At 36.4% G+C, this 24,994-nt stretch carries 24 protein-coding genes; 18 read left to right on the top strand and 6 right to left on the bottom strand.

Annotated elements, in window-relative coordinates:
- Positions 1 to 1,443 (top strand): acetyl-CoA carboxylase biotin carboxylase subunit, encoded by a 1,443-nt coding sequence (gene accC / locus BLV64_RS04925; RefSeq protein WP_092133146.1) that lies wholly within the window; start codon positions 1 to 3, stop codon positions 1,441 to 1,443.
- A gap of 70 nt (positions 1,444 to 1,513) precedes the next feature.
- Entirely contained in the window at positions 1,514 to 3,055 is a 1,542-nt protein-coding gene (locus tag BLV64_RS04920; RefSeq protein ID WP_092133081.1) for an acyl-CoA carboxylase subunit beta, read from the top strand.
- On the opposite strand, the gene BLV64_RS04915 is transcribed toward BLV64_RS04920, so the two are convergent.
- A complete protein-coding gene (locus BLV64_RS04915) occupies positions 3,056 to 3,688 on the bottom strand; it encodes a MarC family NAAT transporter (RefSeq protein ID WP_092133080.1) in 633 nt (210 codons plus the stop codon).
- Between the two features lie 342 nt (positions 3,689 to 4,030).
- Here BLV64_RS04915 and BLV64_RS04910 point away from each other — a divergent pair, with 342 nt between their 5' ends.
- From BLV64_RS04910 to BLV64_RS04900, 3 genes are all read left to right on the top strand, one after another.
- Positions 4,031 to 4,516 (top strand): CIA30 family protein, encoded by a 486-nt coding sequence (locus BLV64_RS04910; RefSeq protein ID WP_092133079.1) that lies wholly within the window; start codon positions 4,031 to 4,033, stop codon positions 4,514 to 4,516.
- A gap of 224 nt (positions 4,517 to 4,740) precedes the next feature.
- A complete protein-coding gene (locus tag BLV64_RS04905) occupies positions 4,741 to 5,472 on the top strand; it encodes a M949_RS01915 family surface polysaccharide biosynthesis protein (RefSeq protein ID WP_092133078.1) in 732 nt (243 codons plus the stop codon).
- 34 nt (positions 5,473 to 5,506) lie between these two features.
- Positions 5,507 to 6,127 carry a hypothetical protein gene (locus BLV64_RS04900; protein WP_092133145.1) on the top strand — a complete coding sequence of 207 codons (621 nt, stop codon included), beginning with the start codon at positions 5,507 to 5,509 and terminating at the stop codon, positions 6,125 to 6,127.
- A gap of 9 nt (positions 6,128 to 6,136) precedes the next feature.
- Here BLV64_RS04900 and BLV64_RS04895 read toward each other — a convergent pair whose 3' ends face one another.
- Positions 6,137 to 7,204 carry a methyltransferase gene (locus BLV64_RS04895; RefSeq protein ID WP_092133077.1) on the bottom strand — a complete coding sequence of 356 codons (1,068 nt, stop codon included), beginning with the start codon at positions 7,202 to 7,204 and terminating at the stop codon, positions 6,137 to 6,139.
- 539 nt (positions 7,205 to 7,743) lie between these two features.
- On the opposite strand from BLV64_RS04895, the gene BLV64_RS04890 reads away from it, so the two are divergent.
- From BLV64_RS04890 to BLV64_RS04830, 13 genes are all read left to right on the top strand, one after another.
- A complete protein-coding gene (locus BLV64_RS04890) occupies positions 7,744 to 8,361 on the top strand; it encodes a hypothetical protein (protein WP_092133076.1) in 618 nt (205 codons plus the stop codon).
- 188 nt (positions 8,362 to 8,549) lie between these two features.
- Entirely contained in the window at positions 8,550 to 9,500 is a 951-nt protein-coding gene (locus BLV64_RS04885; protein WP_092133075.1) for a DUF2157 domain-containing protein, read from the top strand.
- Positions 9,488 to 10,564, top strand: a complete 1,077-nt coding sequence (locus BLV64_RS04880; protein WP_092133074.1) for a DUF4401 domain-containing protein — start codon at positions 9,488 to 9,490, stop codon at positions 10,562 to 10,564. The genes BLV64_RS04885 and BLV64_RS04880 overlap by 13 nt, the downstream gene beginning before the upstream one ends.
- On the top strand, positions 10,551 to 11,039 hold the full coding sequence (locus BLV64_RS04875; protein WP_092133073.1) for a GDYXXLXY domain-containing protein: 489 nt from the start codon (positions 10,551 to 10,553) through the stop codon (positions 11,037 to 11,039). Before BLV64_RS04880 ends, BLV64_RS04875 begins: the two co-directional genes overlap by 14 nt.
- 51 nt (positions 11,040 to 11,090) lie before the next feature.
- Positions 11,091 to 12,362 (top strand): SH3 domain-containing protein, encoded by a 1,272-nt coding sequence (locus BLV64_RS04870; protein ID WP_092133072.1) that lies wholly within the window; start codon positions 11,091 to 11,093, stop codon positions 12,360 to 12,362.
- Positions 12,363 to 12,387: 25 nt separating this feature from the next.
- The gene (locus tag BLV64_RS04865) at positions 12,388 to 12,984 is read left to right on the top strand and encodes an RDD family protein (RefSeq protein WP_092133071.1); all 597 of its coding nucleotides are present in this window, start codon (positions 12,388 to 12,390) and stop codon (positions 12,982 to 12,984) included.
- A 72-nt stretch (positions 12,985 to 13,056) separates the two neighbouring features.
- Entirely contained in the window at positions 13,057 to 13,446 is a 390-nt protein-coding gene (locus tag BLV64_RS04860; RefSeq protein ID WP_143034129.1) for a hypothetical protein, read from the top strand.
- A 338-nt stretch (positions 13,447 to 13,784) separates the two neighbouring features.
- Complete coding sequence (locus tag BLV64_RS04855; RefSeq protein ID WP_092133069.1) at positions 13,785 to 14,522, top strand: hypothetical protein; 738 nt, start codon at positions 13,785 to 13,787, stop codon at positions 14,520 to 14,522.
- Positions 14,523 to 14,593: 71 nt separating this feature from the next.
- A complete protein-coding gene (locus BLV64_RS04850) occupies positions 14,594 to 15,640 on the top strand; it encodes a sensor histidine kinase (RefSeq protein WP_092133068.1) in 1,047 nt (348 codons plus the stop codon).
- On the top strand, positions 15,633 to 16,409 hold the full coding sequence (locus BLV64_RS04845; RefSeq protein WP_092133067.1) for a LytR/AlgR family response regulator transcription factor: 777 nt from the start codon (positions 15,633 to 15,635) through the stop codon (positions 16,407 to 16,409). The genes BLV64_RS04850 and BLV64_RS04845 overlap by 8 nt, the downstream gene beginning before the upstream one ends.
- A gap of 130 nt (positions 16,410 to 16,539) precedes the next feature.
- Complete coding sequence (locus BLV64_RS04840; protein WP_092133066.1) at positions 16,540 to 16,926, top strand: (deoxy)nucleoside triphosphate pyrophosphohydrolase; 387 nt, start codon at positions 16,540 to 16,542, stop codon at positions 16,924 to 16,926.
- A gap of 81 nt (positions 16,927 to 17,007) precedes the next feature.
- Positions 17,008 to 18,771, top strand: coding sequence for an McrB family protein (locus tag BLV64_RS04835; protein ID WP_092133065.1), 1,764 nt, complete (start codon positions 17,008 to 17,010; stop codon positions 18,769 to 18,771).
- A gap of 2 nt (positions 18,772 to 18,773) precedes the next feature.
- Positions 18,774 to 21,077, top strand: a complete 2,304-nt coding sequence (locus BLV64_RS04830; RefSeq protein ID WP_092133064.1) for a DUF2357 domain-containing protein — start codon at positions 18,774 to 18,776, stop codon at positions 21,075 to 21,077.
- A gap of 18 nt (positions 21,078 to 21,095) precedes the next feature.
- Here the strand turns inward: BLV64_RS04830 and BLV64_RS04825 are convergent, their stop codons facing one another.
- From BLV64_RS04825 to BLV64_RS04810, 4 genes are all read right to left on the bottom strand, one after another.
- Complete coding sequence (locus BLV64_RS04825) at positions 21,096 to 22,868, bottom strand: ABC transporter ATP-binding protein (protein ID WP_092133063.1); 1,773 nt, start codon at positions 22,866 to 22,868, stop codon at positions 21,096 to 21,098.
- 73 nt (positions 22,869 to 22,941) lie between these two features.
- Positions 22,942 to 23,385, bottom strand: a complete 444-nt coding sequence (locus BLV64_RS04820) for a DinB family protein (RefSeq protein WP_092133062.1) — start codon at positions 23,383 to 23,385, stop codon at positions 22,942 to 22,944.
- A gap of 190 nt (positions 23,386 to 23,575) precedes the next feature.
- Positions 23,576 to 24,307 (bottom strand): acyl-CoA desaturase, encoded by a 732-nt coding sequence (locus tag BLV64_RS04815; RefSeq protein ID WP_092133061.1) that lies wholly within the window; start codon positions 24,305 to 24,307, stop codon positions 23,576 to 23,578.
- 56 nt (positions 24,308 to 24,363) lie between these two features.
- The gene (locus BLV64_RS04810) at positions 24,364 to 24,936 is read right to left on the bottom strand and encodes a Crp/Fnr family transcriptional regulator (RefSeq protein ID WP_092133060.1); all 573 of its coding nucleotides are present in this window, start codon (positions 24,934 to 24,936) and stop codon (positions 24,364 to 24,366) included.
- Between the last annotated feature and the right edge of the window lie 58 nt (positions 24,937 to 24,994).

Genomic DNA, 24,994 nt, shown 5'->3' with positions numbered 1-24,994 from the left:
ATGAAGAAATTATTAGTAGCAAATAGAGGGGAAATTGCTATTCGCGTGATGCGAACAGCAAAAAAAATGGGCATTAAAACGGTAGCGGTTTACTCTACTGCCGATAGAAATGCGCCTCACGTAAAATATGCTGACGAGGCGGTTTTAATTGGTGAGGCACCGTCTAACCAATCCTATTTATTAGGCGATAAAATTATCGAGGTCGCAAAAAGCCTGAATGTCGATGCCATTCACCCAGGTTACGGTTTCCTTTCTGAAAATGCTGAGTTTGCTGAAAAAGCAGAACAAAATAACATCCTTTTTATCGGACCGAAATCTAAGGCCATAAAAATTATGGGAAGTAAGCTAGCCGCTAAAGACGCTGTAAAAGCTTACGACATCCCGATGGTTCCTGGTACCGATGAAGCGATTACCGACATTGCTGAAGCCAAGAAAATAGCAACGGGTATCGGATTCCCTATTTTAATCAAAGCCTCTGCCGGTGGTGGTGGAAAAGGGATGCGTGTGGTAGAGAAAGAAGCGGATTTCGAATCGCAAATGGACCGCGCTATTAGTGAAGCTGTAAATGCTTTTGGTGACGGATCGGTATTTATCGAAAAGTACGTGGCTTCACCACGTCATATAGAAATACAGGTAATGGCGGATAACCACGGCAATGTCATTCACCTGTTCGAACGCGAATGTAGCATCCAACGTCGTCATCAAAAAGTAGTTGAGGAAGCACCATCAGCAGTATTAACTCCAGAACTCCGTGAGAAAATGGGCCAAGCGGCTATTAAAGTAGCTAAAGCCTGTGACTACGTGAATGCAGGAACGGTGGAGTTTTTATTGGACGACGACCATAATTTCTACTTCCTAGAAATGAATACCCGCTTACAGGTAGAACACCCTGTAACCGAGCTTATTTCTGGAACCGATTTGGTAGAATTACAGATTAGAGTCGCAAGAAATGAGGTCTTACCTCTTCAACAAAGTGATTTAAAAATTAAAGGACATGCTATTGAGTTACGTGTGTATGCCGAAGATCCTTTAAACGATTTCTTACCAAGTGTAGGGCACTTAGACGTGTACCAATTACCGGTGGGAGAAAATATCAGAGTGGATAACGGCTTCGAGCAAGGTATGGATATCCCTATCTATTACGATCCGATGTTGGCAAAATTAATTACCTATGGTAATACTAGAGATGAAGCCATTCAGCTTATGCGTAAAGCCATTAGCGAATATAAAGTGGAAGGCATACAAACAACCTTGCCTTTTGGAGCTTTTGTTTGCGACCATGAGGCTTTTGTATCGGGTAACTTTAACACGCATTTTGTCAAGCAGTTTTATTCTCCTGAAGCCATTAAAGCAAAGCAGGAAAATGAAGCACAAATGGCAGCAAAAATTGCACTTAAGCAATACCTTGAAGATCAGAAATTACTTCGCGTACCCACAAAGTAAGCGGACATCACTATTAAAAAACAATGCTATCACTTTTTAAAGACTAGCATTTTAAAATACTCTTAGAAAAATGGATTCTAAAATTAAAAATTTAAACGAAAAGCTAGCGCTAGCACACTTAGGTGGTGGTCAGGCACGTATAGATAAGCAACACGAAAAAAAGAAACTAACAGCACGCGAGCGTGTAACCTATTTATTAGACGAGGGTTCCTTTGAGGAGATTGGCGCTTTAGTAACACACCGAACAAAAGATTTCGGTATGGAGAAGCAACAGTTTTACGGTGATGGTGTGGTTACGGGATACGGAACGATCCACGGCCGTTTGGTTTATGTATTCGCTCAAGATTTCACTGTTTTTGGTGGTTCTTTATCAGAAACTCATGCAGAGAAAATCTGTAAAATTATGGACCTTGCAGTAAAAGTTGGGGCTCCGCTTATCGGACTTAACGATTCTGGTGGTGCCCGTATTCAAGAGGGTGTCCGCTCTTTAGGAGGTTATGCCGATATCTTTTACAGAAACGTTCAAGCATCAGGTGTGATTCCACAAATATCAGCTATTATGGGACCTTGCGCCGGTGGTGCCGTGTATTCTCCTGCGATGACAGATTTCACACTAATGGTAGAAAACACCAGCTATATGTTTGTTACAGGACCTAATGTGGTAAAAACCGTTACTAACGAAACGGTGACTTCTGAAGAACTTGGAGGTGCTAGCACCCACTCGACAAAATCGGGAGTGACACATATTACATCGGCTAATGATGTGGAATGCTTGGAAGACATTAAAAAATTAATGAGCTACCTACCACAAAACAATACTGAAAAACCAAAAGACCTGCCTTTTAAATTACAAGAGGAAACGCGCGAGGTACTCGCAAATATTATCCCGGACAACGCCAATAAACCTTACGACATGCACAGCGTGATAAATGGGATTATTGACGAAGATTCATTTTACGAAATCCATAAAGACTTTGCTGAAAACATTGTCGTTGGATTTGCCCGATTGGGAGGAAAAAGTATTGGTATCGTTGCCAACCAGCCTTTGTACTTAGCCGGTGTATTGGACGTAGACAGTTCGACAAAAGCCGCACGATTTGTCCGTTTTTGTGACTGCTTCAACATTCCGTTATTAGTTTTAGAAGATGTACCAGGGTTCTTACCAGGAACAGATCAAGAATGGAATGCTATTATTACTAACGGGGCAAAATTATTATATGCTTTTAGTGAAGCTACTGTGCCGCGTATTACCGTAATTACCCGTAAAGCCTATGGTGGTGCTTACGATGTAATGAACTCTAAACATATTGGTGCTGATATGAACTATGCGTGGCCAAGTGCAGAAATTGCTGTAATGGGTGCTAAGGGGGCTGCAGAAATTATCTTTAAAAAAGAAATCTCTACTGCCGAAGATACCGATGCTAAATGGAAAGAAAAAGAGGCGGAATACGCTTCTCTTTTTGCCAATCCTTATAGTGCGGCAGAACGCGGGTTTATAGACGAAGTGATTTTACCTCAAGATACCAGGCGCAAGCTTATAAAAGCATTCGCTATGTTAGAAGACAAGCAGGTAGAAAAACCAAAACGTAAGCACGGAAATATTCCGTTATAATTAAAATGGTAATCGAGATAGTATATCGACTACCGAAGAAATAATATACTCTACGCCTATTGCGATTACAATAAAACCTATAATCCGCGATAGCGCATTAATTCCTGAAGCGCCCAAGAATCTAACGATCACATGGGCGCTTTTTAGTATCCCGTATATACAAAGCGTAACAAAAAGCATAGCTCCTATTAATGTCCATATTTCATGTAGGGCTTGATACTCTTGGTTATAAGCAATTAATAAGGAAATGGTTCCCGGGCCGGCAAGCATCGGAATCGAAAGCGGCGTTAATGAAATCGAATCGCGAGAGTGAATATCTTTCTGAACACGCTTGCGTTTCATACCTTTATGCTCCCCAAATTTCCCGGTTAGTAAAGCAAATCCTGAAGAGGCTATTATTAATCCGCCAGCAATTTTTAGGGCGTTGAGACTAATTCCGAAAAAAGATAAAATGTATTTGCCTGCAAAAAAGGATAATAGCAAAATAACAAACACATCGAGTGCGGTCCAAAAAGCGGTAACTGCCCGTTCTTTATTGGTATGATCTTGAGTTAGCCCCACAAAAACAGGTACGGTTCCCAAAGGGTTCATAATCGAGAACAACGCACCAAAACTTAATAAAAATAATTCCATTGTTTTTTGATGCAAATTCCGTTCTTTCTCCAAATTCTAAGTTATCACATGTATAAAATAGAATTACCCTACGGTTAAGGATAGGACGTATCTGGGTCCAAAATTTACCTTAATTTAAAACACAAAACCCCAATAATAACACAAAAGAAAGCGCTCTGAGTAAAACTGTTCGCTAAGCGTTCTTATACTCTTATTTTTTTTACTAAATTGTAGTATGCAAAGCGATAAGTTTATAAAACCCAAAGGAATGTCTATAGCGATTGCCCACATTCTAAAACCCATTAAATAGTTTTAAATCCTTTGCATAGCAACGACCGTTTCCATAATTAAAATCTCTTTAGTATGAATACAGTTTACAAATTTAGCAGCGATAAGGATATTAAAGACTGGCATATTGTAGACGATGTGGTTATGGGAGGAAGATCTCACGGTAGTTTTTTCTTAAATGCTGATGGTAACGGTGTTTTCGCTGGTGAGGTGTCTTTAAAAAATAAAGGCGGATTCTCATCGGTACGCTACCCTATCGGCGCTCTAAATCTTCAAGGGGCGACAAAAATAATCCTTAGAATACACGGGGACGGAAAAGATTATCAGTTTCGCGTAAAAGAAAAGTCTAGTGATTCTCATTCTTACACTGCAACATTCAATACTTCCGGTCATTGGGAAGAAATAACTATTCTTCTAAACGCGTTAACTCCTACCTATCGCGGAAAATCACTTGACAAACCTAATTTTTCAGCCCAAACGCTAGAAGAGATTGTATTTTTAATCGCTAATAAAAAAGCGGAAACGTTTGCTCTTATTATAGATTCTATAAAACTCGAATAAGCGCTCTAATTACAGATTGGTCTATAGGCTAAAAAATACTATTCACGTAATTACAACTAAGTTTAAAAATTATACTTACTTTAGTGTTTCGTTTTTATAGACTTTAGTTTTTTTGGGGACTCTTTTTAAGTTGGTCCGCGGTTTTTAAAATTAAAACCTTAAAACGACCATTAATTATTAATAGCCCTTATTACATTAAGTTGGTGTTTTAAAACTAGAGTACGATGAAACAATTAACCTCACTCGCTTTACTACTTATTACCTGTGTTTCTTATGGTCAAATTAAAACCAATCAAGAGAAATTTAGGCAATTGGAACCGACTATCACACTTGGTATTTGGGATAAGGAAAATTCTACTCCCAACATACAAATTAATGTTTTGAGTTATGACGACATTCCTAAGTCCTTAGATTTCAGGGGTACGGTTGTCGAAGCCTTAACTTGGGTGGATGCTTCTGGTCGTAATATATTAATTCAAACCGTTACCGGACATTTTAATTGGAAGGGTTATGATGACAACCAGATGGAATACACGCTTCAGGACAAATCTGAATTATATGCGTACCTCTTTCAAAAAAAAGATCTCAATTCTGACTATCAAAAAGTGTGGCGTATATACGACTATACGGAGTGCAATGGTTTAGATTGGTTTACTGGATTTTCACCGAAAGCCACAACCATTACCGATTTAAATAAAAATGGCATTGCCGAAGTGAGTATCCCCTATGTTTCTATTTGTCGAGGAGGCATGGATCCTGGGATTCAGAAAATCATTTTCTATGAAGGCCATACAAAATATGCTTTACGAGGAGAAACCATGCTTATGTGTGATACCGAGGATGCCTATGGCGGTACTTTTAATGCTAGTGATAACCTGAATGAGAAAAAAGAATTTATGGCGTTTCTAACAAAACAATGGGACGCTACTAAATGTGAAAATGACAAATATTGGTAAACCATACCCCATACACGCCGACAGCCTCATCTTTATGAAAAAATTCCTTTTACGCTTTAGCGTTTTTATACTTTCACTTTCTGCCACTGCACAATGGTCTGAAAATAATGCCCTTTACTATGCTATGGATTTCAATACCGGTAATTATTCCGGATTAGATTTAAGTGCTAATTATATTTACAAAGAAAAGTACAGTTTTAAATTAGGGTATAACATTAATCTACGACCAGCAAAATCTGAACCTGAAGACTTTAAATTGGGAGTTCAAGATCTATTAACCATTGGATTACTCGGACCTTACGATCACATGGAGCAGTTTTATATGGGAGCGGGACGTGTTATTCCACTAAACCCAAAAGGTAGTATTCGAGCGAATCTCACCTTGGGCATTGCAATTACCTCTATTAAGGAACCTACAAACTGGAAGAAAAATCCGATGTTTTTAGATCGCAATTACACTTATGAATACCATAAGTATCACACGATAAGTCTTATTATAAATCCCAAAATAGAATTCCCGTTTACTCGTATTTATGGGCTTAGCTTATCCCCTTCAATACACATTAATAAAGACCGTACTTATTTCGGAATTGGTATCGGACAATTATTGGGCGTGCTCAAAAAAAGAGACCGTCCCAAAGATAGTACTGAATAACCTTTGAATCTACTTTTTTGAAAGCACCCATAATTCCACAGCCTCTTCCGATCGCCAATGTTGGTCGCGACTGGTTTCATTAGAGGCCTGTCGTACAGATTTCTTAAAGCAGTGTTCCAATTTAAATCGACCACCTTCAGCCAATTCTTTTTCTATAGGATGGGCTTTAGTCACTTTGGTAATCTGAGCGAGATTAGAAAAAATAATCAGCAGGCGTCCGTCGTCTAGCAGACGTTCTTCGGCCCCTTTAAAAAAGTTTGGAAACAAGTCTTTAGGATAATAAATCGCTTCATCCAAAGCATCTACTTGACGAGATTCTGGCAACCATGGCGGATTAAAAATAATCAGCTCAGTAGGTTTTTCTAGCTTTCCGAATAGAAAACCATGCTCGACTTCTATTTTTCGCGACAGCTTAGTCTCTCCCATAAATTCTTTTAATCCCACAATAGCATTTGGGTTACTATCGGTACCGTAAACTTTTTGAAAACCGTGTTTTATTAACTGTAGTGATAAAACACCGCTACCAATTCCTATATCGATAGCCGTTTTTTTGGGTCCGCTATAGCGTTTTAACCAATTATCAAACAATTCTAAATGTTCAAACCGTGTGGGCATATAGGTCCCGTAATACGGATGAATTTTATTTCGCAACATCGGGATTTGAATCCCTCTTTCGTACCATTGCCATGAACTATTTAGTCCTTGCACCTGCGGAAAGGTTAATAGGAAATTAGCTGTTTCTGGGTATAATTTTGCTAGCCACCCTATAGAAGGGGCTTTCTTTACAATAAGTTTATGATCTGCAATTTCTATAACAATGCGATTAGACAGTTTTCGAAATGCGTCGCGGTATTGGCGTTGCTCTAAAAATGTTTTGTTAGGGAACTGTTTTTTAAGATGGGATTGAAGCGCTTTAAGCAACACCAATCCGTTGATATAAAAAGCGGTGATTAACACTGTTTTTCCTGCTTCTAAAGCTCTTATTGTTAAGGGGATATCGGTAGCGCGATTAAATAATTCTAATCGTTTTTCTGGAACAAAAGGTTCCGGTTTATTAATGGAGATGTCTGTAGTCATAAAAATGTATTGCTTCCATTTACTAAGTGAATACAAGCTCTACTTTTTAACGGAATACTAAGGGTTATAAAATGAAATCCAAATAGGCTTTTAGTAGGGTATAATAACCAGCGATCAGTAAAAACTAACAACCCGTTTACAACACGGCGTGAAGCAGTAGCCAAAAGACCTTACTTACACGTACCAAAAACTATTAAAATTGTTATTATGTAGATGCGGATTTATAAAAATAAATTCCAAGCAATGCGCTAGAATGCTACGAAGAGATAATTAGTATCGAAAATAAATAATAGACGACAAAGATACTGTTTTAAACCCATTACAAACAGCTTTATATACTAATCTACCAAATAATAAAACACAAAGGGATAGGCCCAAGTCATTAAACTTGAAGAAATTTCTTTCAAAATTGTTTAAATGTCCTAATTTAAAGTGGGGATTACTTATCTTGAACGCGCTAAAAACGCAACACCACTATAGGTTTTAAACGTCCTTTACACGAACACCAACTTATACTACTACTAATTTTAAAATTAAATATGAAACCAATTGTTATGAAAACCAAAGTACTCCTTATCCTTCTTACCGTTTTATTCGTTCAAAATAGCTTTGCTCAAGAGGACGATTACATGCTGAAAATCACTAAAAAAGCTTGTGAATGTTTATCTGAATTAAAAGACACAGAAAATATCACTACCGAAAGGTTAGGTCTATGTATGCTAGCTGAAGCTGGAAAATACAAAGACGAATTACTTCGTGATTATAATATAGACATGATGAATATTGATGAAACAGGCGAAGAGTTAGGTCGACTTATTGGATTAAAAATGATTACCGTTTGCCCAGAGGTGATGATGAGTCTTGCCGATATAAAAGATGAGGACGATTATGAAGAAACTTTGTATTCGGCACAAGGGAAAGTGAGATCTATTACAAAAGAAGACTTTATTGTGTTTTCTATAAAAACTGAAGATGGAAGAACCACAAAATTCCATTGGCTAACCTTTATACAAAGTGATTTTGATTTACAAAACAATTACGAGTCCTTAAAAGGCAAAACAATAGATTTAGAATATGACATCTACGAATTTTACGATGCTAAATTAGGCGATTATAGAAACTATAACATTATCGAGTCTATAACTATTGTAGATTAACAGGAATGTGGTTACCTCATGAAAAACAATGATTTTTGGGATGGGTATTCTACCTATATGAAGTTTAAAATAGCTGTTTTAGCTATCATTATGATTGCTTTAGTTAGTTACGCTATAGGTAAATCGGTTTTTACCTAAATTTAAGGTGTTGTAAATCGGTAAGCGTTCACTATAAAATTACAAACGGTATGATAAAACTTGACAAAGAAGATATAGAGCTGCTAAGCCGTCATAGTAATTGGTCGGAAAAAAACGTAGAACACGCTCTAAAGACAACTATTTATAGCACTAAAACCGATTGGCAAAACTTTCTAAAACTAGTCTTTTTAAGTTTAGGCATTGGGTTTTCTGTTGCGGGCATCATTTTCTTTTTCGCTTATAATTGGGCCGACTTACATAAATTTGTAAAAATCGGATTAATAGAGGGCTTAATTATAATCACCACTTTAATCGCTGTTTTTTCAAAATTACAAGCTCCCGTTAAAAACGCCATACTTACTGGTGCGGCGTTATTAGTGGGAGTTCTATTTGCTGTTTTCGGACAAATTTATCAAACGGGTGCCAATGCTTACGATTTTTTCTTAGGATGGACACTATGCATTTCCCTTTGGGTAGTCGTTTCAAGTTTCGCCCCTTTATGGCTTATTTATATTGTATTAATCAACACCACCGTTGTTCTCTATGCTCAGCAAGTCGCTCACGATTGGACCTTCCTTTTTATCTGCTTACTCTTATTCCTTATTAATAGTGTCTTTTTAATAGCGGCCCTATTTTTAAATCGGACTAAAGCGCCTTTAAAACTTTCCAATTGGTTTACGAACACTATAGCTTTAGGAAGTATTTGCTACAGCACCATAGGTTTATGCTACGGCCTATTCGAGAGTCCGCAACTCGAATTCTACATCCTGCTAATAGTTGTTATAATAGCCTACAGTGCTGCAATAAAATACGGACTCCAATCTAAAAATGCCTTTTATCTGGCGGTGATTCCGTTTAGTGTCATAATTTTAATTTCTGCTCTATTTGTAAAAATATCGGACGATTTTGGTATGTTTTTATTTATAGGGCTGTTCGTCGTAATTAGTGTCACTTTAGTTATAAAAAACCTTATTAATCTACAGCGATCATGGACAAAATAGCTCAAAAAAAAGAACTTCTACAGCGCATTAGTGCTATGGAAGGTGACACCTTTAAGTACAACGAAGCGGCTATTCTAGAAGCTTATAAAAAGCAAACGGAAAACACGTCGAGTGTAGCGATTAAAATCCTTTCTATTTTTGGCGGACTATTAGCTGTTTTATTTTTTCTTGGCTTTTTAGCGCTCGCCGGATTGTACGACTCAAAAAGTGGATTATTAATTTTTGGAAGTTTATTTATAATTGCAGCGATTGTAATTGATAAAAAAATATCAAAACTTATTATGGACACCATAAGCATAGCACTGTATAGCTTAGGGTTTTTGGTATTGGGTTTCGGACTTTCGCAATTGCGAATTGACGACCAGTATATGGCTTTAATCTTTATGGCTATTGCTTTGGCTGCTTTATTAACGACGCCCAATTACATTATCGCATTTACGTCTACCGTTCTTATTAGCGCGTGTTTACTTTATATTATTATCAGCAATGAAGCCTTCAATTTTATTCATCTTTACCTGGCTGGTATTGCTGCACTATTGGTTTATGTATTTTTAAACGAAGCAAAACTACTAACATACAACAGGGCCCTTGCCACACTTTACAATCCGTTAAAAGTGGCGCTTATTTTTTCTTTACTTTTAGGACTCCTTGTTTTTAATAGAGCTATGGGTATGGTATTTTCCATTCGGTTTTTGTGGTTATCTTCAATCATTTTAATTGCTGCTATTCTTTGGGTAATGCCCACCATCTTAAATCGTTTGGAAGTCACGAAAACTAGCACCAAAGTATTTAGTTATGGCGCTACGGTGTTACTATTAGCCACCACCCTATTTTCACCGACTCTACCAGGTGCTTTTTTAATTATACTCCTTAGTGTATTGGTGCGTTATAAAACAGGATTAGTCATCGGGATTATTGCTTTCATCTATTTTATCATGCAGTTTTACTACGACCTTTTTCTCTCGTTATTAACCAAGTCTGTACTTCTTATGTCGTCTGGAGTTGTTTTTATAGGACTGTATGTATTCATTTCAAAAAAACTAAAGTCAGATGAAAAATTATAAACCACTTATAATCCTAATTAATCTCATTCTGGTATTGGTATTATTTAACCGTTCTGTATTTAAAAAAGAAACGGTGCTTAGCGATGGGCAATTGGTTTTACTAGAATTGACTCCTGTCGATCCGCGCTCGCTTATGCAAGGCGATTACATGCGTTTAAACTATGCTATTTCCGATGGTTTACATAGTGATAATATTTCAAAACGGGGCTTTTGTGTGGTGACCTTAGATGACAATGGCGTGGCACAACGTGAAAGACTTCAGGACGGCAAAACGCCACGTAACAACAAGGAATATCTTATAAAATATCAAGCGGGAGATTGGAACCGTGTGTCTATTGGAGCAGAATCGTTTTTCTTTCAAGAAGGTAAAGCTTTAAAATTTGAAGCCGCAAAATATGGCGGTTTAAAAGTGGATCAAGATGGTAACAGTATACTCATCGGACTTTATGATAAAGACCGAAAACTCATAAAATAACAACACCTAAACATTAAGTACAGGCCTATTACGCTATCATTTTATAATACGATGAATTTAAATACAATAAAAAAACCGCTTCATTTATTAGTCCTTGTAGCTCTAATAGTTTCGTTTTCAGTACAAGCGACTGCTAATAAAATTACTGGTTATAACAGCGTATTTCCCTCTATACAAACAAATCATCAGCTTCAGGAATACTATTATGTGAGTGCAGCATCGGGATTGAATTATAGAGCAACACCTAAAGGTACTATTCTTGGTAAGTTCGATCAAAACACCAAAGTCTATGTCGTAGAACACACCGCTATTAAAGAAGACTTGATAGATGGCGTTATGGTTATAACTGGAGAGTGGGTAGGTGTAAAACATCAAAACGCTATTGTCTATGTTTTTAGTGGTTACTTATCACGTGATATCACCTATTCTGACATCCATTTATACTATACATCAACAAGTTATAAAACCTATGAAGGCGCGATTAAAAACGCCTTTTTAAATGTCTCTGAAACGTATTTTACGAATCGGTATACACGGAATTCAAATTATGAGAAAACACCAATTATAAGTCCAGCACAGGCCACATCAAATACGGTTAGGTTGAATAAAATACAAAGAAAGGAATTCTTAAAACGTATGCGACTTTCAGAAAATGATTCTGTTTATATATACAATTTATTACAAGATAGAATCAATTCCTACGTCATAAAAAACCTTCCTGTAATCGCTTGTTTAAGTCCTTATTTTAATGATAATTATGACCACCCTTCGGAAGATGACTATCAGATTGGCTTTGATTTAGGCATTAAAGAAATAGATGATGAAAATTTTACAGTTGTTGGACGTAACAACCCTTTTCAAACTGGCAAACTCACTCGCTTTTTATGGGAACCCATTGACAGCAGCGCATTTCCTAAACCTTTTAGCACAAACACGGACTCGCAATATGAAAAAGAAGACCTAAAAGGCTTACAAGCATCCGATTCTTATGCTTTTTATACAGACGATCTAGACTACTTCATTCAAAACTTAAAAAATGAAAACCAACTGGATTATCGCTATTTGGTTGTTAGAGATGCGCACACCAAAGCTATTATTTTCGAACAATTACAGCGCAACTCAGAAAGTAGTCATTTGATTCCCTTGGCCATAAAAGGGCATATAGAAAACGACTTTTATAAAACACAATGGACTGGTAAGCCACTAAAAAATCTACCTACTACCCTATATGGTTTTGAAGGTTATAGTTTTGGTTGCCCTTCATTAGTATTTATTGATAAAAGGAAACCAACACTCCCTATACTTTGTGACAACAGACATTAACAAAAATAAAACCAAGACAAGTAAAATGAAAAATGAATTTACTCAGGTCATGTCCGAACGTACGGACACCGAGTTAGTAAAAATAGTCACTATAGACAGTGGCAAATATAATCCCATGGCCTTGGAAGGTGCACATGGAGAAATTGAAAAACGACGACTTGATCCTGTAAAATTTAGCGCCATTAAAGACAAAATTACAAGTCGTGCAAACAACATTCTTTATGTCGAATCTAAAACGGCTATAAGACTGTTAAGGTTTGTGAATTTTGTTATCGATTTTATAATATGGCTCTTTTTAATAGCTGTTGGAAGTTATGCTATTGAATTGTTTATTCATCCTAAAAACGAATCGTTGATTACCTTCTTAATCTTTTTTCTGTATTTTGGGACCTACTTGGGGTATTACGCCATTATGGAAATCAAATTTCAAAAAACGATAGGCAAGTTCATTACGAAAACTACTGTGGTAAAATCGAATGGCGACCGGCCGAGTGCTGGAGATATTATCACCCGGACGTTGTGCCGCTTGATTCCTTTAGACCGCTTGTCATTTTTACTAACCAATCACGGTTTTCACGATCGCTTATCGCAAACTAAAGTCATAAATGACAGACTAAAATAGCGCAATGCAATGCGTTTACAATTAAAAAATCAATCACAATTTACAAGCTATAAATCATTAACTTACTATATTATGAAAACGTTTTTACTTTTCCTTCCTCTAGTCTTACTCATGCATTGCGGTGCTACAAAACCAATACCCAATGACACCCAAGACTGGATAAACAACCAAGCATTTACAGTAAGTGCGCCCAAGGATTGGCGAGCAGTAAAACACCACGGGTATGTGGGCTATACACCCCTTTTGGAAGGTGATAATTTTTTTCATACGCTAGTCTCCGTTTTTGAGTATAAACCACAAGGGCAATCAGATTTCAATGCTTTTGTACAAGAGCGGTTTGCCGAAACGAACGCGGGAATAAACCTTTTAAACCAAGATATCAAAACCGAAGACACACACTTAGGACCAGTTTATATTCACACTACAACATCTTCTTTTAATCAAAAAACCTATAAAAGGTAAACCGTCTATTTTGAACATGATGGCGCGTTTTATAACTATAACTATTCAGCTTTAAAAACAGCTTACGACAACTATTATGACGATGCCATATCCATATTAAACAGCATTGCGTTTAAGTCTAAAGCGATGAGCCTGACGGAAAATTAAACAGATCACAGTAGACGCTTTGACTGCACGCCCTAAAGCCACAACGGGTAAAGACCGGTTTACCATTTCATTTATTCTTTTAAATCCTTAGTTCATCATAAACGTTCCGGCATTCATTATTATAGGGTTGGTTTGCCTCCTACTTCTTTCTACTATTGTCCTGTATTACTAACCTATAAATTGTAAAAATCATGACAAAGTTAAACCGTGAACTGGTATTTTTAAGAACATTTGCAACGGCTACTGTAAGCTGCCTTATATTAATATCGCTATATGCCTTTAAGACTAATGAAAACAAAAGGTTTGCAACTATAGATGTCGAGCGCATAAATATAATAGAAAAAGACGGCACCGTTAAAATGGTAATCACCAATGTTGAGCAATTCCCTACCCTTGGTGATTCTATAAACCACACCGTTTATCACGAACGCAAAAAACGCTCAGGCCTATTGTTTTTTAACGAGGATGGAAAAGAATGTGGTGGTTTTATTTATGATGGTGCCAAAAATGAAACCGGTCACAGCGCGGGACTCTCGTTAACTTACGATCAATATGATGGCGACCAAGTGATGCAGCTTTTAACTACAGACAGCAAAAGAGGAGACAAAAGAGTGGTCTCTAGCCTACTCGCTTTTAATGATCGTGCTGAAAACGAAACCCAAGAGGGCACCAATACCTTACTAAGAGAGCTTAAAAACATAAAAGATCCTGAAACGCGTAGAAAAAAATATCAAGACTATAAAGATCAGAAGCTGTTGGGATCCACCACGCGCATCCTACTGGGGAAAACAGGTAGTGAAAATAATGGCTTGTTCTTATTTGACGATAACGGTAATCCGAGAGCTCAATTTAGTATCGATAAAGACAATACCGTAAAACTTGTTGCTTATGATGAACAGGGGAACATTACGAGTTCTTGGCCAGAATAAAATCTGTAATTAAAAAAATATCCATGAAATAATTAGGTCCTATTTCATGGATATATATTAATTTCCCACCCATGAAAAGATTATTTACTTTTTTACGAATAGACCGCTATTTCACCCTGTTTCTATTTCTAATGAGTTATTTATTAGTGATAAACTCTAGATTACGGGTAGACCACCACATTATAAGCATCTTACAACCAGATGCTCCCATAGCCCAATTTCTAGGCGTGTTTATTATAATGATCCTCATTAAGCTTACAATAGATTACTTCCAAAAAAAGAACGCTGCCACTAGTCATTCGGCGAAAATCTATCTCATCTGTTTTGCGCTTTCCTTTATTTTGTATCTCATAGCGTCAAATGCTATTAGCCTAGCCATAGCTATCGGTTTTGATACGGTATCACGAAATTTTAATCAGCAAACCTTAGTTTTAACAAACTTAGGTCGCGCTGTAGATTTCGCCTTGTTTGGTAGTCTGTATCTCGCCTATTTATTTTTAAAGGACAATAGGGACTATAAGAATCAAATTCACGCGTATGATAAAGCCTTGTCTTCGAGTGTTATTCAGCAACTCAAAGCGCAATTAAACCCGCATTTTTTATTTAATAATTTAAATACTTTAGATGAATTAATTGAAGAAGACCCCACTCTAGCGAGTGCTTTTTTACACCATTTTTCTGAACTCTACCGCTATGCGTTGGACACTTCAGAAAAAAAGTTGGTCCCCTTACACGAAGAAATAGACTTTGTAAACAGCTATTTTAAATTAATGGAACACAAATACCGTGGGTATTATTTTTTAAACATCACAAACGAAGAACAGAGTCCACAGGTTTTTGTCCCGCCTTTTTGCCTTCAGCTCTTGGTAGAAAACGCTATAGAACACAATTTAGGGCGTAGCTCTGCGCCTGTTAACATTAGCATTAGCATAACAGATAAAATTATAGTGAGCAACACAAAAACCCCTAAGAAAACCACGAAGAAAACAGGTGGACGCGCTCTAAAAAACCTGTCTACGCAGTTCAACCTATTAGGTGGGGAAGCGATTAAAATTGAAGATTCCGAAACCCAATTTATAGTCACCCTACCCTTTATAACACGCCCTACCGATGTATAAGATACTACTTATTGAAGATGAAGCTCCAGCACGAAAAAAACTAAAACGCTACCTGGCTCAAGTCTGCCCTAATTGCAGTATTCTAGCGGAATTAGAAACCGTGGAAGACGCCATACTATTTTTAGAACAACATAAGGACGTTGATCTTGTTTTTTCGGATATAGAACTCAGGGACGGTAATGTTTTTGAAGTATATGATAAGGTCACACTACACTGCCCCATTATCTTTGCCACGGCCTACAACGCCTTTTTAATGGATGCTTTTGATGCGAATGGTATTGCATATCTTTTAAAACCCTATTCCCTAGAGCAGTTTACAAAAGCTTGGAATAAGTTTTTAAGATTAAGAGAAACGACTGCTGTCGACTATAATCAACTTATGGGTACGATTAACCAATTACTAGAAAATAAGACCAGCACCACAAAACCCTACAAAGATCAATTTGCGATAAAATCTAGCCAAGAAATTTATTTCCTAAAAGTAGACGCTATTGTGTATTTTAAAGCCGAAAACGGTGTCGTTTTTGCTTTCGATAACAAGGATAAACGGCATTTGATGCCACAAACAGCCCTAAAAGAAATCGAAACCCTAATAGACCCTAACCTCTTTTTTAGAATTAACCGCAGCGAATGTGTACAGAGAACATACATTAATAAAGTAAAACGCTACGATAAGAACACGGTGGCTCTCTATTTAAATGGAGATAGCATGACACTAAAAACGAGTCATAATAGAACGCGTGACTTTAATCTCTGGCTTGATATTTAAGAGCTGATTTAAAAGCCATTTTGTTTTCTTTTTTTTATACTAGAAGACTTATTTTCATAAAAACTCTTTGGTATATTAGTCGCTTATTAGATGTATTACAATTAGCGACGACTCAAAAAAAATAAACCCCATGAAAACCATACTTGTAACCTGTGCCATCATACATTTTGATGAAAAAGTACTTGCCGTACAACGTAGTAAATCCATGAAGTTACCGTTAAAATGGGAATTCGCTGGTGGGAAGATCGAAAAAGGCGAGTCTGAAATAGACTGTGTTAAACGTGAAGTATTTGAAGAATTAAATATTCATATCAAAGTCAATAACCGACTCACACCAGTAACCCACACCTACCCCGATTTTAAAATAAAATTAATTCCCTTTACGGCAGATTATATTTCCGGGGATTTAAAACTTAAAGAACATGCCGATGCTGTTCTAGTCGAAAAACAACACCTACTGGATTTGGACTGGGCAGCGGCTGATGTGCCCGTAGTTGAGGAGTTGATGGCACTTTAATTTTAAAACTACAACATTATATATAATTTAGTTATTATTTGTACTTTGTACGATTAATCGATTATTTAAAAATCAAGTTTGATGGATATATCATTTACAAAAGAAGAGTTGGTTAGTGCTATTACAATAATAGATAATAATCCAGAATTAATCTCAGGAAGGCATTCTTCGACATATGATCTTATTTATAATGGCAAAAAATATCCGCCGATTTTAATTCTTTCAACAGCTAATGAACTTAAAAACGGTAACAAATTAAAACTTGAAGATTTTGGTAATAACACTAAAATTCCATTTAAATTTTTAAAAGATAATGGGTTTGAAATTACATCTAAAAAATCTTCAGAGATGAAAGAACAATTTTCCGATTTCTTAAAAAGAAGAAATAAAGAAGGTAGTCAGAAAGCAAGTTCTTATTTAAGAGCTTTAGAGTTGTTAGACCACATTCTTAATGTTAAAGCCATAAGTAAACTAGAAGGATTTGATAGCATATATGATATCAAATCAAGCAAAAAAATAGAACAGTTATATAAATTCGTTTTAAATGAGCAAAACAAAGATTTCGGGATCTTTCAAAATGAAACACCAACCAGTTATTGGAAGAATAAATTTTATTCAGCAGCGTTGAAAAGCTATTTAGATTTTTTAAACAATAATTCTAAAGACAATGAAACGAAGGGACATTATATAACTAAACTTTTTAAACCATCTGAATTTATAGATAATTGCTTTATTTCAGGTTTAAATTACTCAAATCAACTAATCACAAGATACATTGCCTCTTTAGCTACAAAACCATTTGTATTATTAAGCGGTTTATCCGGATCTGGAAAAACAAAACTATCCCAAGCATTTGCACAATGGATCTCAGAAGATTCTTCGCAATATTGCATCGTTCCTGTTGGAGCAGATTGGACAAATAGAGAACCTTTATTAGGTTATGTTAATGCATTAGATAATAGTGAATACATTAAGCCAGAAAATGGTGCATTACAACTTATTTTAGAAGCTAACACTAATAAACATAAGCCTTATTTTCTTATTCTAGACGAAATGAACCTAAGTCATGTGGAGCGCTATTTTGCAGACTTTTTAAGTGTCATGGAATCCAAAGATCAATTTAAGCTTCACAGTTCAGAGCAGAGTTTAAATATTAAAAATAAAGATTTATTTACAAATATGGTTGAAGTTCCGAGTTCCATTGGTTGGCCTAAAAACTTGTTTATCATAGGAACCGTGAATATAGACGAAACCACCTATATGTTTAGCCCTAAAGTTTTAGATAGAGCTAATGTTATTGAATTTAGAGTTAATAAGGAGGATATTGAAGCCTTTTTAGAATCTCCAAAGGAAATAGATTTCACGAAGCTTAACTATAAAGGTGCTTCTATGGGTGAAGATTTTTTGCGAATTGCATCCAACAAAGATTTCCCCGAAATAGATACTAAAAAATTAAATGAAAAATTAGTTGAGTTTTTTGAAGAGTTAAAGAAAACAGGAGCTGAATTTGGTTATCGTTCCGCCACAGAAATTCATAGACTATATAATCAATTAAGCACACTAGATAGTTCGATGTCTGAAAATGACAAAACAGATATTGCTATCATGCAAAAGTTATTACCCAAACTGCACGGGTCGAGACGTAAACTTTGTCCTATTTTGGAGGTACTTGCTACATTTTGCGTAACTGAGAACACCAACGTTTCTAAGTCTTTCCTTAATAACAAAGAGACTGTAATCTATAAAGAAAATAATAGTGTCTTATATCCTTTGTCCTTAGAGAAAATTATCCGAATGTATAAAGGCGCTATAGATAATGGGTTTGCAAGTTATGCAGAAGCTTAAAAATGGAGAAAGTACAATCCATAGAAATAGATTTATCTCATATAGATGAGGGTTTACAATTATTTATTGACGCACAAAAAAAAGGCGACATTGAAGTAGACACTAATAACTCTTATGAACACGAGCCAACCTATCAATTAAAAGAAGGTTGTTTCTATGATTTTGAGTTTTCACATAAAAACGAAAACCTATCAAAGAATTACCGCCTCTTTTGTAGTGACCAAAATAATATTGTAAAGAACAGAAAGAGAAAAGAACATATTGGTGTAATTGCTCCAAACATATTTGTTGGCACCCTTACATTACAGATTTTAAATACTGAAAACCCTAAAAAACTTTGGGATTTACAATTAGAAGTTCAGTCCAAAAAAACAAACTATCGTCAGGACTATCAGTACATGTTAAATGATATAACATCCAAGTGTACTGATTTAATTATTCAGGCTAACTCACCAGTAAGCCATTCATTTGAAACAGATTATAACACTGATAATAAAACCTTATACCAACGTTTTGCATTTGTATCTTCAATTATCAATTCAGATGATTTTGAAGATGCTGTTCAGCGTATAGTCACAAGCCCAACTACTAATTGGACTGAAGAAGCAGAAATTACAGATGTTAGAAAAATAAAGCGTTTTAAAAATTCCGAATTAAAATCACTAATAAATTCTGATAATCGATTACAGTTAAAAAAAACACACCCCTTAAATAGAAGTGGAATAAAGTCAATTGCTACTAAGATTGAAACCTATAGAAAATTCGAAAGTGTTGACACTTCTGAAAATCGTTTTATAAAACACGCCTTAGAAACGTTTTTAAAATTCTGTATGGATATTGCAAATCATCCAAATGCAGGAACCCGTTTAAAGGAAGAAGCAGATTTGGTTTCTGAAAAGTTAGAAACACAACTACAACACGATTTATTTAAAGAAGTATCAATACCAACTACATTAAAACTTAATAGCCCTACACTTCAACGAAAGGAAGGCTACCGAGAAATATTAAACGTATGGCTTAAGTTTGACTTAGCAGCCAAACTAGTTTGGAATGGTGGAGACGAAGTCTATAGTGGGGGTAAAAAAGATATTGCAACTTTATACGAATATTGGTTATTTTTTAAACTTTTAGAGGTTTTAAAGCATATTTTCGAAATTGAACCAAAAGAACTCGAAAAACTAATTGTTCCTTCAAATGATCAATTAAGTCTTCAACTTAAACAAGGTAAAATAACGGCACTTCAAGGCGTTTATACAAAAGCTAATCGTAATTTAAACATTAGATTTAACTACAATAGAAGTTTTAAAGGAGGAACTGACGATATTTCGAAGCCTGGAAGTTGGACTACCACTCTAAGACCCGACTATACATTATCTATTTGGCCAACTTCGCAAAGTGAAACTGAAGCTGAAGCTACAGAACAAATCGTACATATTCATTTTGATGCTAAATATAAAGTTGCAAATATTAATCAGATTTTAGGTGAGGAGAAATCAGATAACAGTTTAGATAACGAGAAACAACAAAACTTAAAAGGAATATATAAAAATGCAGATTTATTAAAAATGCATGCCTACAAGGATGCTATTAGAAGAACAAGTGGCGCCTATGTTATATATCCCGGAGAAACAAACAAACCATTAAGAGGTTTTCATGAAGTTTTACCAGGGCTAGGAGCATTTCCTATAAAACCATCGGAAGACTCCAATGAAACTATTTATATAGAAAACTTTATCAAAGAGGTTTTAAAACACTTTTTAAACACTGCTTCTCAACGTGAAAATATAGCCCACAAAAGATTTAATGTTTACAAGAATGATATCCCAAATGAGGTTTCAGAACCTATTCCAGAATATTTTAACACTGATAAAACAGAGAAAATAATACCTGATGAAACCCAAATACTTATTGGTTTTTACAATACAAAAAGTCAATATGATTGGATTAATAAAAAGCAGATGTATAATTTCAGAATGGGTTCAGGAAACGGTTCTTTAGTTTTAGATAAAGAAACGGTTTCTGCAAAATATCTATTACTACATACCCATAAAGACAAATCCTCAGGAGATTTATGGAAAATCGTTAGTAAAGGCCCTAAAGTATATTCAAAAGAAAATCTGATTAAAAAAGGATATTATAATCCTTCTCAAGATTACTATTTGGTAATTGAGTTAGAAAAAGTAAATCTTTCGGAGTTCGGTAATAATTCATGGGATTTCAGAAAACTAAAAAACTACAATTCAGGAAATGCATCAGCAAAACCCTTCACTGCAAGTCTAACTGAATTATTAAAAACCAAAATCTAAACCCACTACCTCCCCACTCTAAATCTTAGCTTGGTAGGTATATAAATCGTAATAACGGCCTTGGGTAGCGATTAGTTCATCGTGGTTTCCACGTTCGGCGATGCGTCCGTTTTCGATGACTAGAATCTGGTCGGCTTTTCTAATGGTACTTAAGCGGTGGGCAATAACGATCGTGGTTCTGTTTTTGGTAAGTTCGGCCAAACTCTTTTGAATAAGTCCTTCACTTTCGGTATCTAGGTTCGACGTCGCTTCATCCAAAATGATCACCCTTGGGTTTGCTAAAATAGCTCTTGCAATAGCAATACGCTGGCGTTGTCCTCCAGACAGTTTTACGCCACGCTCCCCAATTAGCGTGTCTAAGCCCTCCTCGAAGCGATCGGTAAACTCGTTCACATAAGCAGCATTTACAGCGGCTATTAATTCATCTTCTGTAGCATCGGGTCTAGGGAATAAAATATTCTCTCGGATACTACCTTCAAATAAAAACTCATCTTGCAATACCACGCCCAAGTGTTTTCTAAAACTACTTAATTTTACTTGCGATAAATCGTGTCCGTCAATAGTTATCACTCCCGAATTGGGGTTTAAAAAGGTTGCCGATAATCCGGCGATAGTCGATTTCCCAGAGCCTGAGCTACCTACCAGAGCAATTACTGAGCCTGCAGGAGCCTCAAAACTGATATTATGAATCACTTGATTGCCTTTTTCATAAGCAAAACTCACAGCGTTAAACACGATATCTCCTTTTACCGTTGGCAAGGCAATATGACGGTTTTCGTCATCCTCTTCGGCAGCCATATTCATTAACTCTTCGGTACGATCTAATCCTGCCAAGGCTTCGGTTAACTGACTTCCAATATTACTCATCTGAACTATTGGAGCGATCATAAACCCTAACAATAGGGTAAACGATAAAAAGTCTCCGGTTGTAAGTTCACCGACCATTATCTTATAGCCACCAATTCCCATTATTCCTGTGGAGGCGATTCCTAATAAGAAGGTCGAGGCGCTCGTCATTAACGCCGTCGCTGTTAAACTCTTCTTTACGTTATTAAACAGGCGGTTTACGCCTTTTTCGAAGACGCTATTTTCTTGGGCTTCGGCATTAAACGCTTTAATGACACGTACTCCGGCAAGGGTTTCGGTTAGGCGGCCGGTAACCTCAGCGTTTATAATACCACGCTTTCTAAAAATTGGTCGGATATAACCAAATGCTTTTAAGGCAATCACCCCAAATACAGCTACTGGAACGAGTACAAAAAGGGTCATAGACCAACTGATATTAACTAGTAACACCAATGAAATCACTGCGGTAATAGTACCACCAACCATTTGCACCAATCCGGTGCCTATTAAGTTTCGAACGCCTTCCACATCACTCATAATCCGTGATACTAAAGCTCCCGATTTGGTATTATCGAAAAAACTTATGGGTAAGGACAGTACTTTTTTCTGCACTTGCGCTCGTAACTCACTAATTAAAAACTGCGCTTGCACGCTTAATATTCTTGTCAGTAAAAAAGAGGTTACGGCAGATACTAAAATGGACAAACCTACGATTAATAGCAGGGTGTATAACTGATCGAAATCTTTATTGGGGATAATATCGTCTAATAGGGATTTAGTTTTCCATGGTAAGACTAAAGCCGACAACCGACTTAATACAATTAAAACCAATCCTATTAGAACCAAATTACGGCGGGGCCAGATAATAGTTTTAAAAGCGGTTAACATGGTTACTTTAGACTTTTTCTTATCGGTAGTCTTTGGGCTGTCTTTAAACGATCTCATAGTATAACATTAGGTCTACAAATATAAGTTTATTAATACTGCTATTTTCTTAGTAATGGCCTTTGTGATAGTTTTAACCCAATAGACGACGGTGGTAATTAATTTGCCATAGGTGATACGACAGGTGAGCAACGAGATGCACTAAAAAATACTCTAGTGTCATGGGTTCCTCTGCTCTACCCCTTGAAAATTGTGCTTGTAATTGCTGGGAGGTCACCGTTTGCAATGTGTTTTCTACAATCTGAATAGTTTCACGAACTTGGTTTATAAGTTCTGCTTTAGCAATACCTTTTTGAGAAAACTCCAAATCCCGCTCCCTGATGTACCCCGAGTTACCCAATTGCGCACCAATAAACCACTTTAAATTACCAATAATATGCAAGGATAAGTTACCCGAACAATTAGAAATTTTTGGGGTGATTAGCCATAAGGCCTCTTCGCTATTATAGGCTTCTATTTCGGTGATAAGCCGGTTTAGATCTCTTTTAAATAAGGTGATTAAGGTATGGGTAAGCATGTGTGTAACTTTTTTTTGATTGTATATCGCCTTAAAATCCTAAGGACTCAAGGCCACTAACAAAACTAATGAATAAGCCACCCAGAACCTGTAAAAGTCGACATCTATTTTTTAGCGGAGCATCAGAAACCCCAAAACAAAAAAAGCAGCCGGTTACCGACTGCTTTCTTTATGTATACTAAACGTTATGTTATGCGGATTTATTCAACTTAATACACCCTAACTTATCTAAAACCACCATAATCCAATAGGTAAAATCCACTTCAAACCAACGCACTCCAAAATTAGCACGTCCGCTATGCGTGTGGTGGTTATTGTGATAGCTTTCGCCCATCATTAAAAAATCGAACGGTAATAAGTTTTTAGAGGTATCGTTAACTTTAAAGTTTACGTAGCCGTAAATATGTGCAAACCAGTTGATAATCACACCGTGAATAGGCGCCATAAAAAAGGCTACGGGTAAAAATAACCAGTGCCACCAAGCGGTTGCAAACACAATAAAAAACACGGTATAGAAAGCGGCCCATGCTAAACGCGATCCGCGAGAGCTGGCAAACTTATCAAAACGTTCCCATTGTGGTACATTTTTAGTGTATTTAGGTTCTACTTCTATACGTTTGTTATTAATATCTTGGTATACGTTTTTTGTACGCCACATCATGGCAAAAACATTAGCATCGTATTTTGGCGAGTGCGGATCTTTTTCGGTATCGGCATACGCGTGGTGTAATCTGTGCATTACCCCATAACCATAAGCACTCAGGTAATTTGAGCCTTGAAATATCCAGGTTAAGACAAAGCAAACACGCTCGCCAAATTTAGACATGGTAAAGGTTTGGTGTGCCGCATAACGGTGTAAAAAGAAGGTTTGAAAAAACAAACCTACATACCACAGAACTAACATTAAGATTAAAATCTCCATACTCACTATTTTTTGCAAAGTTGGTAAGATTTTACCTCGCAATCAATGAACCAAGGTTAAGAAATTTGCTTGCGAATACGACTTAATGCTTGTGGTGTTACCCCAATATAAGAGGCTATATATTTTAAGGGGATTTCCTTTATTAGTTTAGGACGATCGGTAAATAATTTAAGGTAGCGCTCGGTAGCGGTTTCGTTTAATAGCGATTGCTCGCGTTTGGACTTGATTAAAAATAAGCGCTCTGAAGACAAGCGACCAATAAGATTACCTATAACGGTATGCTGATAGACTTCTTGTAAATCGGCATACGAAATACTCCACATGGTGATTGGCGTTAGGGCTTGAACATTGTAAAGGGCGGGTTTACGAAGCAAAAACGAATCGTAAGCGCTAATAAATTCATTTTTAAAACAAAATCCGAAAGTGATTTCTTTATCCACATCCTCTTTCGGGATCACAAAGCGTGCGATACCTTTCTCGATAAATGAAATGTAGTTTTCGGTGTCTCCCATATTTAGAATCATCGCCTTCTTTTTAAAAGAGCGACAGATTAACTTCGAGGAAAAAAACTGCCAATCCGCGTCACTTATCGACACCGTTTCTTCTATGTATTCTCTAATATTAAGCATAACTTGAATTCTACAACAAATAACGTAATTTATTCTTTTTAAACGAAATCAGTACTCA

It is taken from the genome of Bizionia paragorgiae (assembly GCF_900107625.1).
In the GTDB taxonomy this organism is placed as follows: domain Bacteria; phylum Bacteroidota; class Bacteroidia; order Flavobacteriales; family Flavobacteriaceae; genus Bizionia; species Bizionia paragorgiae.
The sequence above is the reverse complement of the archived record's forward strand: the minus strand, read 5'-3'. Positions and strand labels throughout refer to the sequence as shown.

Excerpts from the sequence above, each read along its gene's own strand:
- BLV64_RS04855 (WP_092133069.1), top strand. The coding sequence starts at position 13,785 with ATGACAAAGTTAAACCGTGAACTGGTATTTTTAAGAACATTTGCAACG.
- BLV64_RS04905 (WP_092133078.1), top strand. The coding sequence starts at position 4,741 with ATGAAACAATTAACCTCACTCGCTTTACTACTTATTACCTGTGTTTCT.
- BLV64_RS04810 (WP_092133060.1), bottom strand. The coding sequence starts at position 24,936 with ATGCTTAATATTAGAGAATACATAGAAGAAACGGTGTCGATAAGTGAC.
- BLV64_RS04885 (WP_092133075.1), top strand. The coding sequence starts at position 8,550 with ATGATAAAACTTGACAAAGAAGATATAGAGCTGCTAAGCCGTCATAGT.
- BLV64_RS04820 (WP_092133062.1), bottom strand. The coding sequence starts at position 23,385 with ATGCTTACCCATACCTTAATCACCTTATTTAAAAGAGATCTAAACCGG.
- BLV64_RS04845 (WP_092133067.1), top strand. The coding sequence starts at position 15,633 with ATGTATAAGATACTACTTATTGAAGATGAAGCTCCAGCACGAAAAAAA.
- BLV64_RS04875 (WP_092133073.1), top strand. The coding sequence starts at position 10,551 with ATGAAAAATTATAAACCACTTATAATCCTAATTAATCTCATTCTGGTA.
- BLV64_RS04825 (WP_092133063.1), bottom strand. The coding sequence starts at position 22,868 with ATGAGATCGTTTAAAGACAGCCCAAAGACTACCGATAAGAAAAAGTCT.
- BLV64_RS04920 (WP_092133081.1), top strand. The coding sequence starts at position 1,514 with ATGGATTCTAAAATTAAAAATTTAAACGAAAAGCTAGCGCTAGCACAC.
- BLV64_RS04895 (WP_092133077.1), bottom strand. The coding sequence starts at position 7,204 with ATGACTACAGACATCTCCATTAATAAACCGGAACCTTTTGTTCCAGAA.
- BLV64_RS04840 (WP_092133066.1), top strand. The coding sequence starts at position 16,540 with ATGAAAACCATACTTGTAACCTGTGCCATCATACATTTTGATGAAAAA.
- BLV64_RS04815 (WP_092133061.1), bottom strand. The coding sequence starts at position 24,307 with ATGGAGATTTTAATCTTAATGTTAGTTCTGTGGTATGTAGGTTTGTTT.
- BLV64_RS04900 (WP_092133145.1), top strand. The coding sequence starts at position 5,507 with ATGAAAAAATTCCTTTTACGCTTTAGCGTTTTTATACTTTCACTTTCT.
- accC (WP_092133146.1), top strand. The coding sequence starts at position 1 with ATGAAGAAATTATTAGTAGCAAATAGAGGGGAAATTGCTATTCGCGTG.
- BLV64_RS04910 (WP_092133079.1), top strand. The coding sequence starts at position 4,031 with ATGAATACAGTTTACAAATTTAGCAGCGATAAGGATATTAAAGACTGG.
- BLV64_RS04865 (WP_092133071.1), top strand. The coding sequence starts at position 12,388 with ATGAAAAATGAATTTACTCAGGTCATGTCCGAACGTACGGACACCGAG.
- BLV64_RS04915 (WP_092133080.1), bottom strand. The coding sequence starts at position 3,688 with ATGGAATTATTTTTATTAAGTTTTGGTGCGTTGTTCTCGATTATGAAC.
- BLV64_RS04880 (WP_092133074.1), top strand. The coding sequence starts at position 9,488 with ATGGACAAAATAGCTCAAAAAAAAGAACTTCTACAGCGCATTAGTGCT.
- BLV64_RS04850 (WP_092133068.1), top strand. The coding sequence starts at position 14,594 with ATGAAAAGATTATTTACTTTTTTACGAATAGACCGCTATTTCACCCTG.
- BLV64_RS04830 (WP_092133064.1), top strand. The coding sequence starts at position 18,774 with ATGGAGAAAGTACAATCCATAGAAATAGATTTATCTCATATAGATGAG.
- BLV64_RS04890 (WP_092133076.1), top strand. The coding sequence starts at position 7,744 with ATGAAACCAATTGTTATGAAAACCAAAGTACTCCTTATCCTTCTTACC.
- BLV64_RS04860 (WP_143034129.1), top strand. The coding sequence starts at position 13,057 with ATGAAAACGTTTTTACTTTTCCTTCCTCTAGTCTTACTCATGCATTGC.
- BLV64_RS04835 (WP_092133065.1), top strand. The coding sequence starts at position 17,008 with ATGGATATATCATTTACAAAAGAAGAGTTGGTTAGTGCTATTACAATA.
- BLV64_RS04870 (WP_092133072.1), top strand. The coding sequence starts at position 11,091 with ATGAATTTAAATACAATAAAAAAACCGCTTCATTTATTAGTCCTTGTA.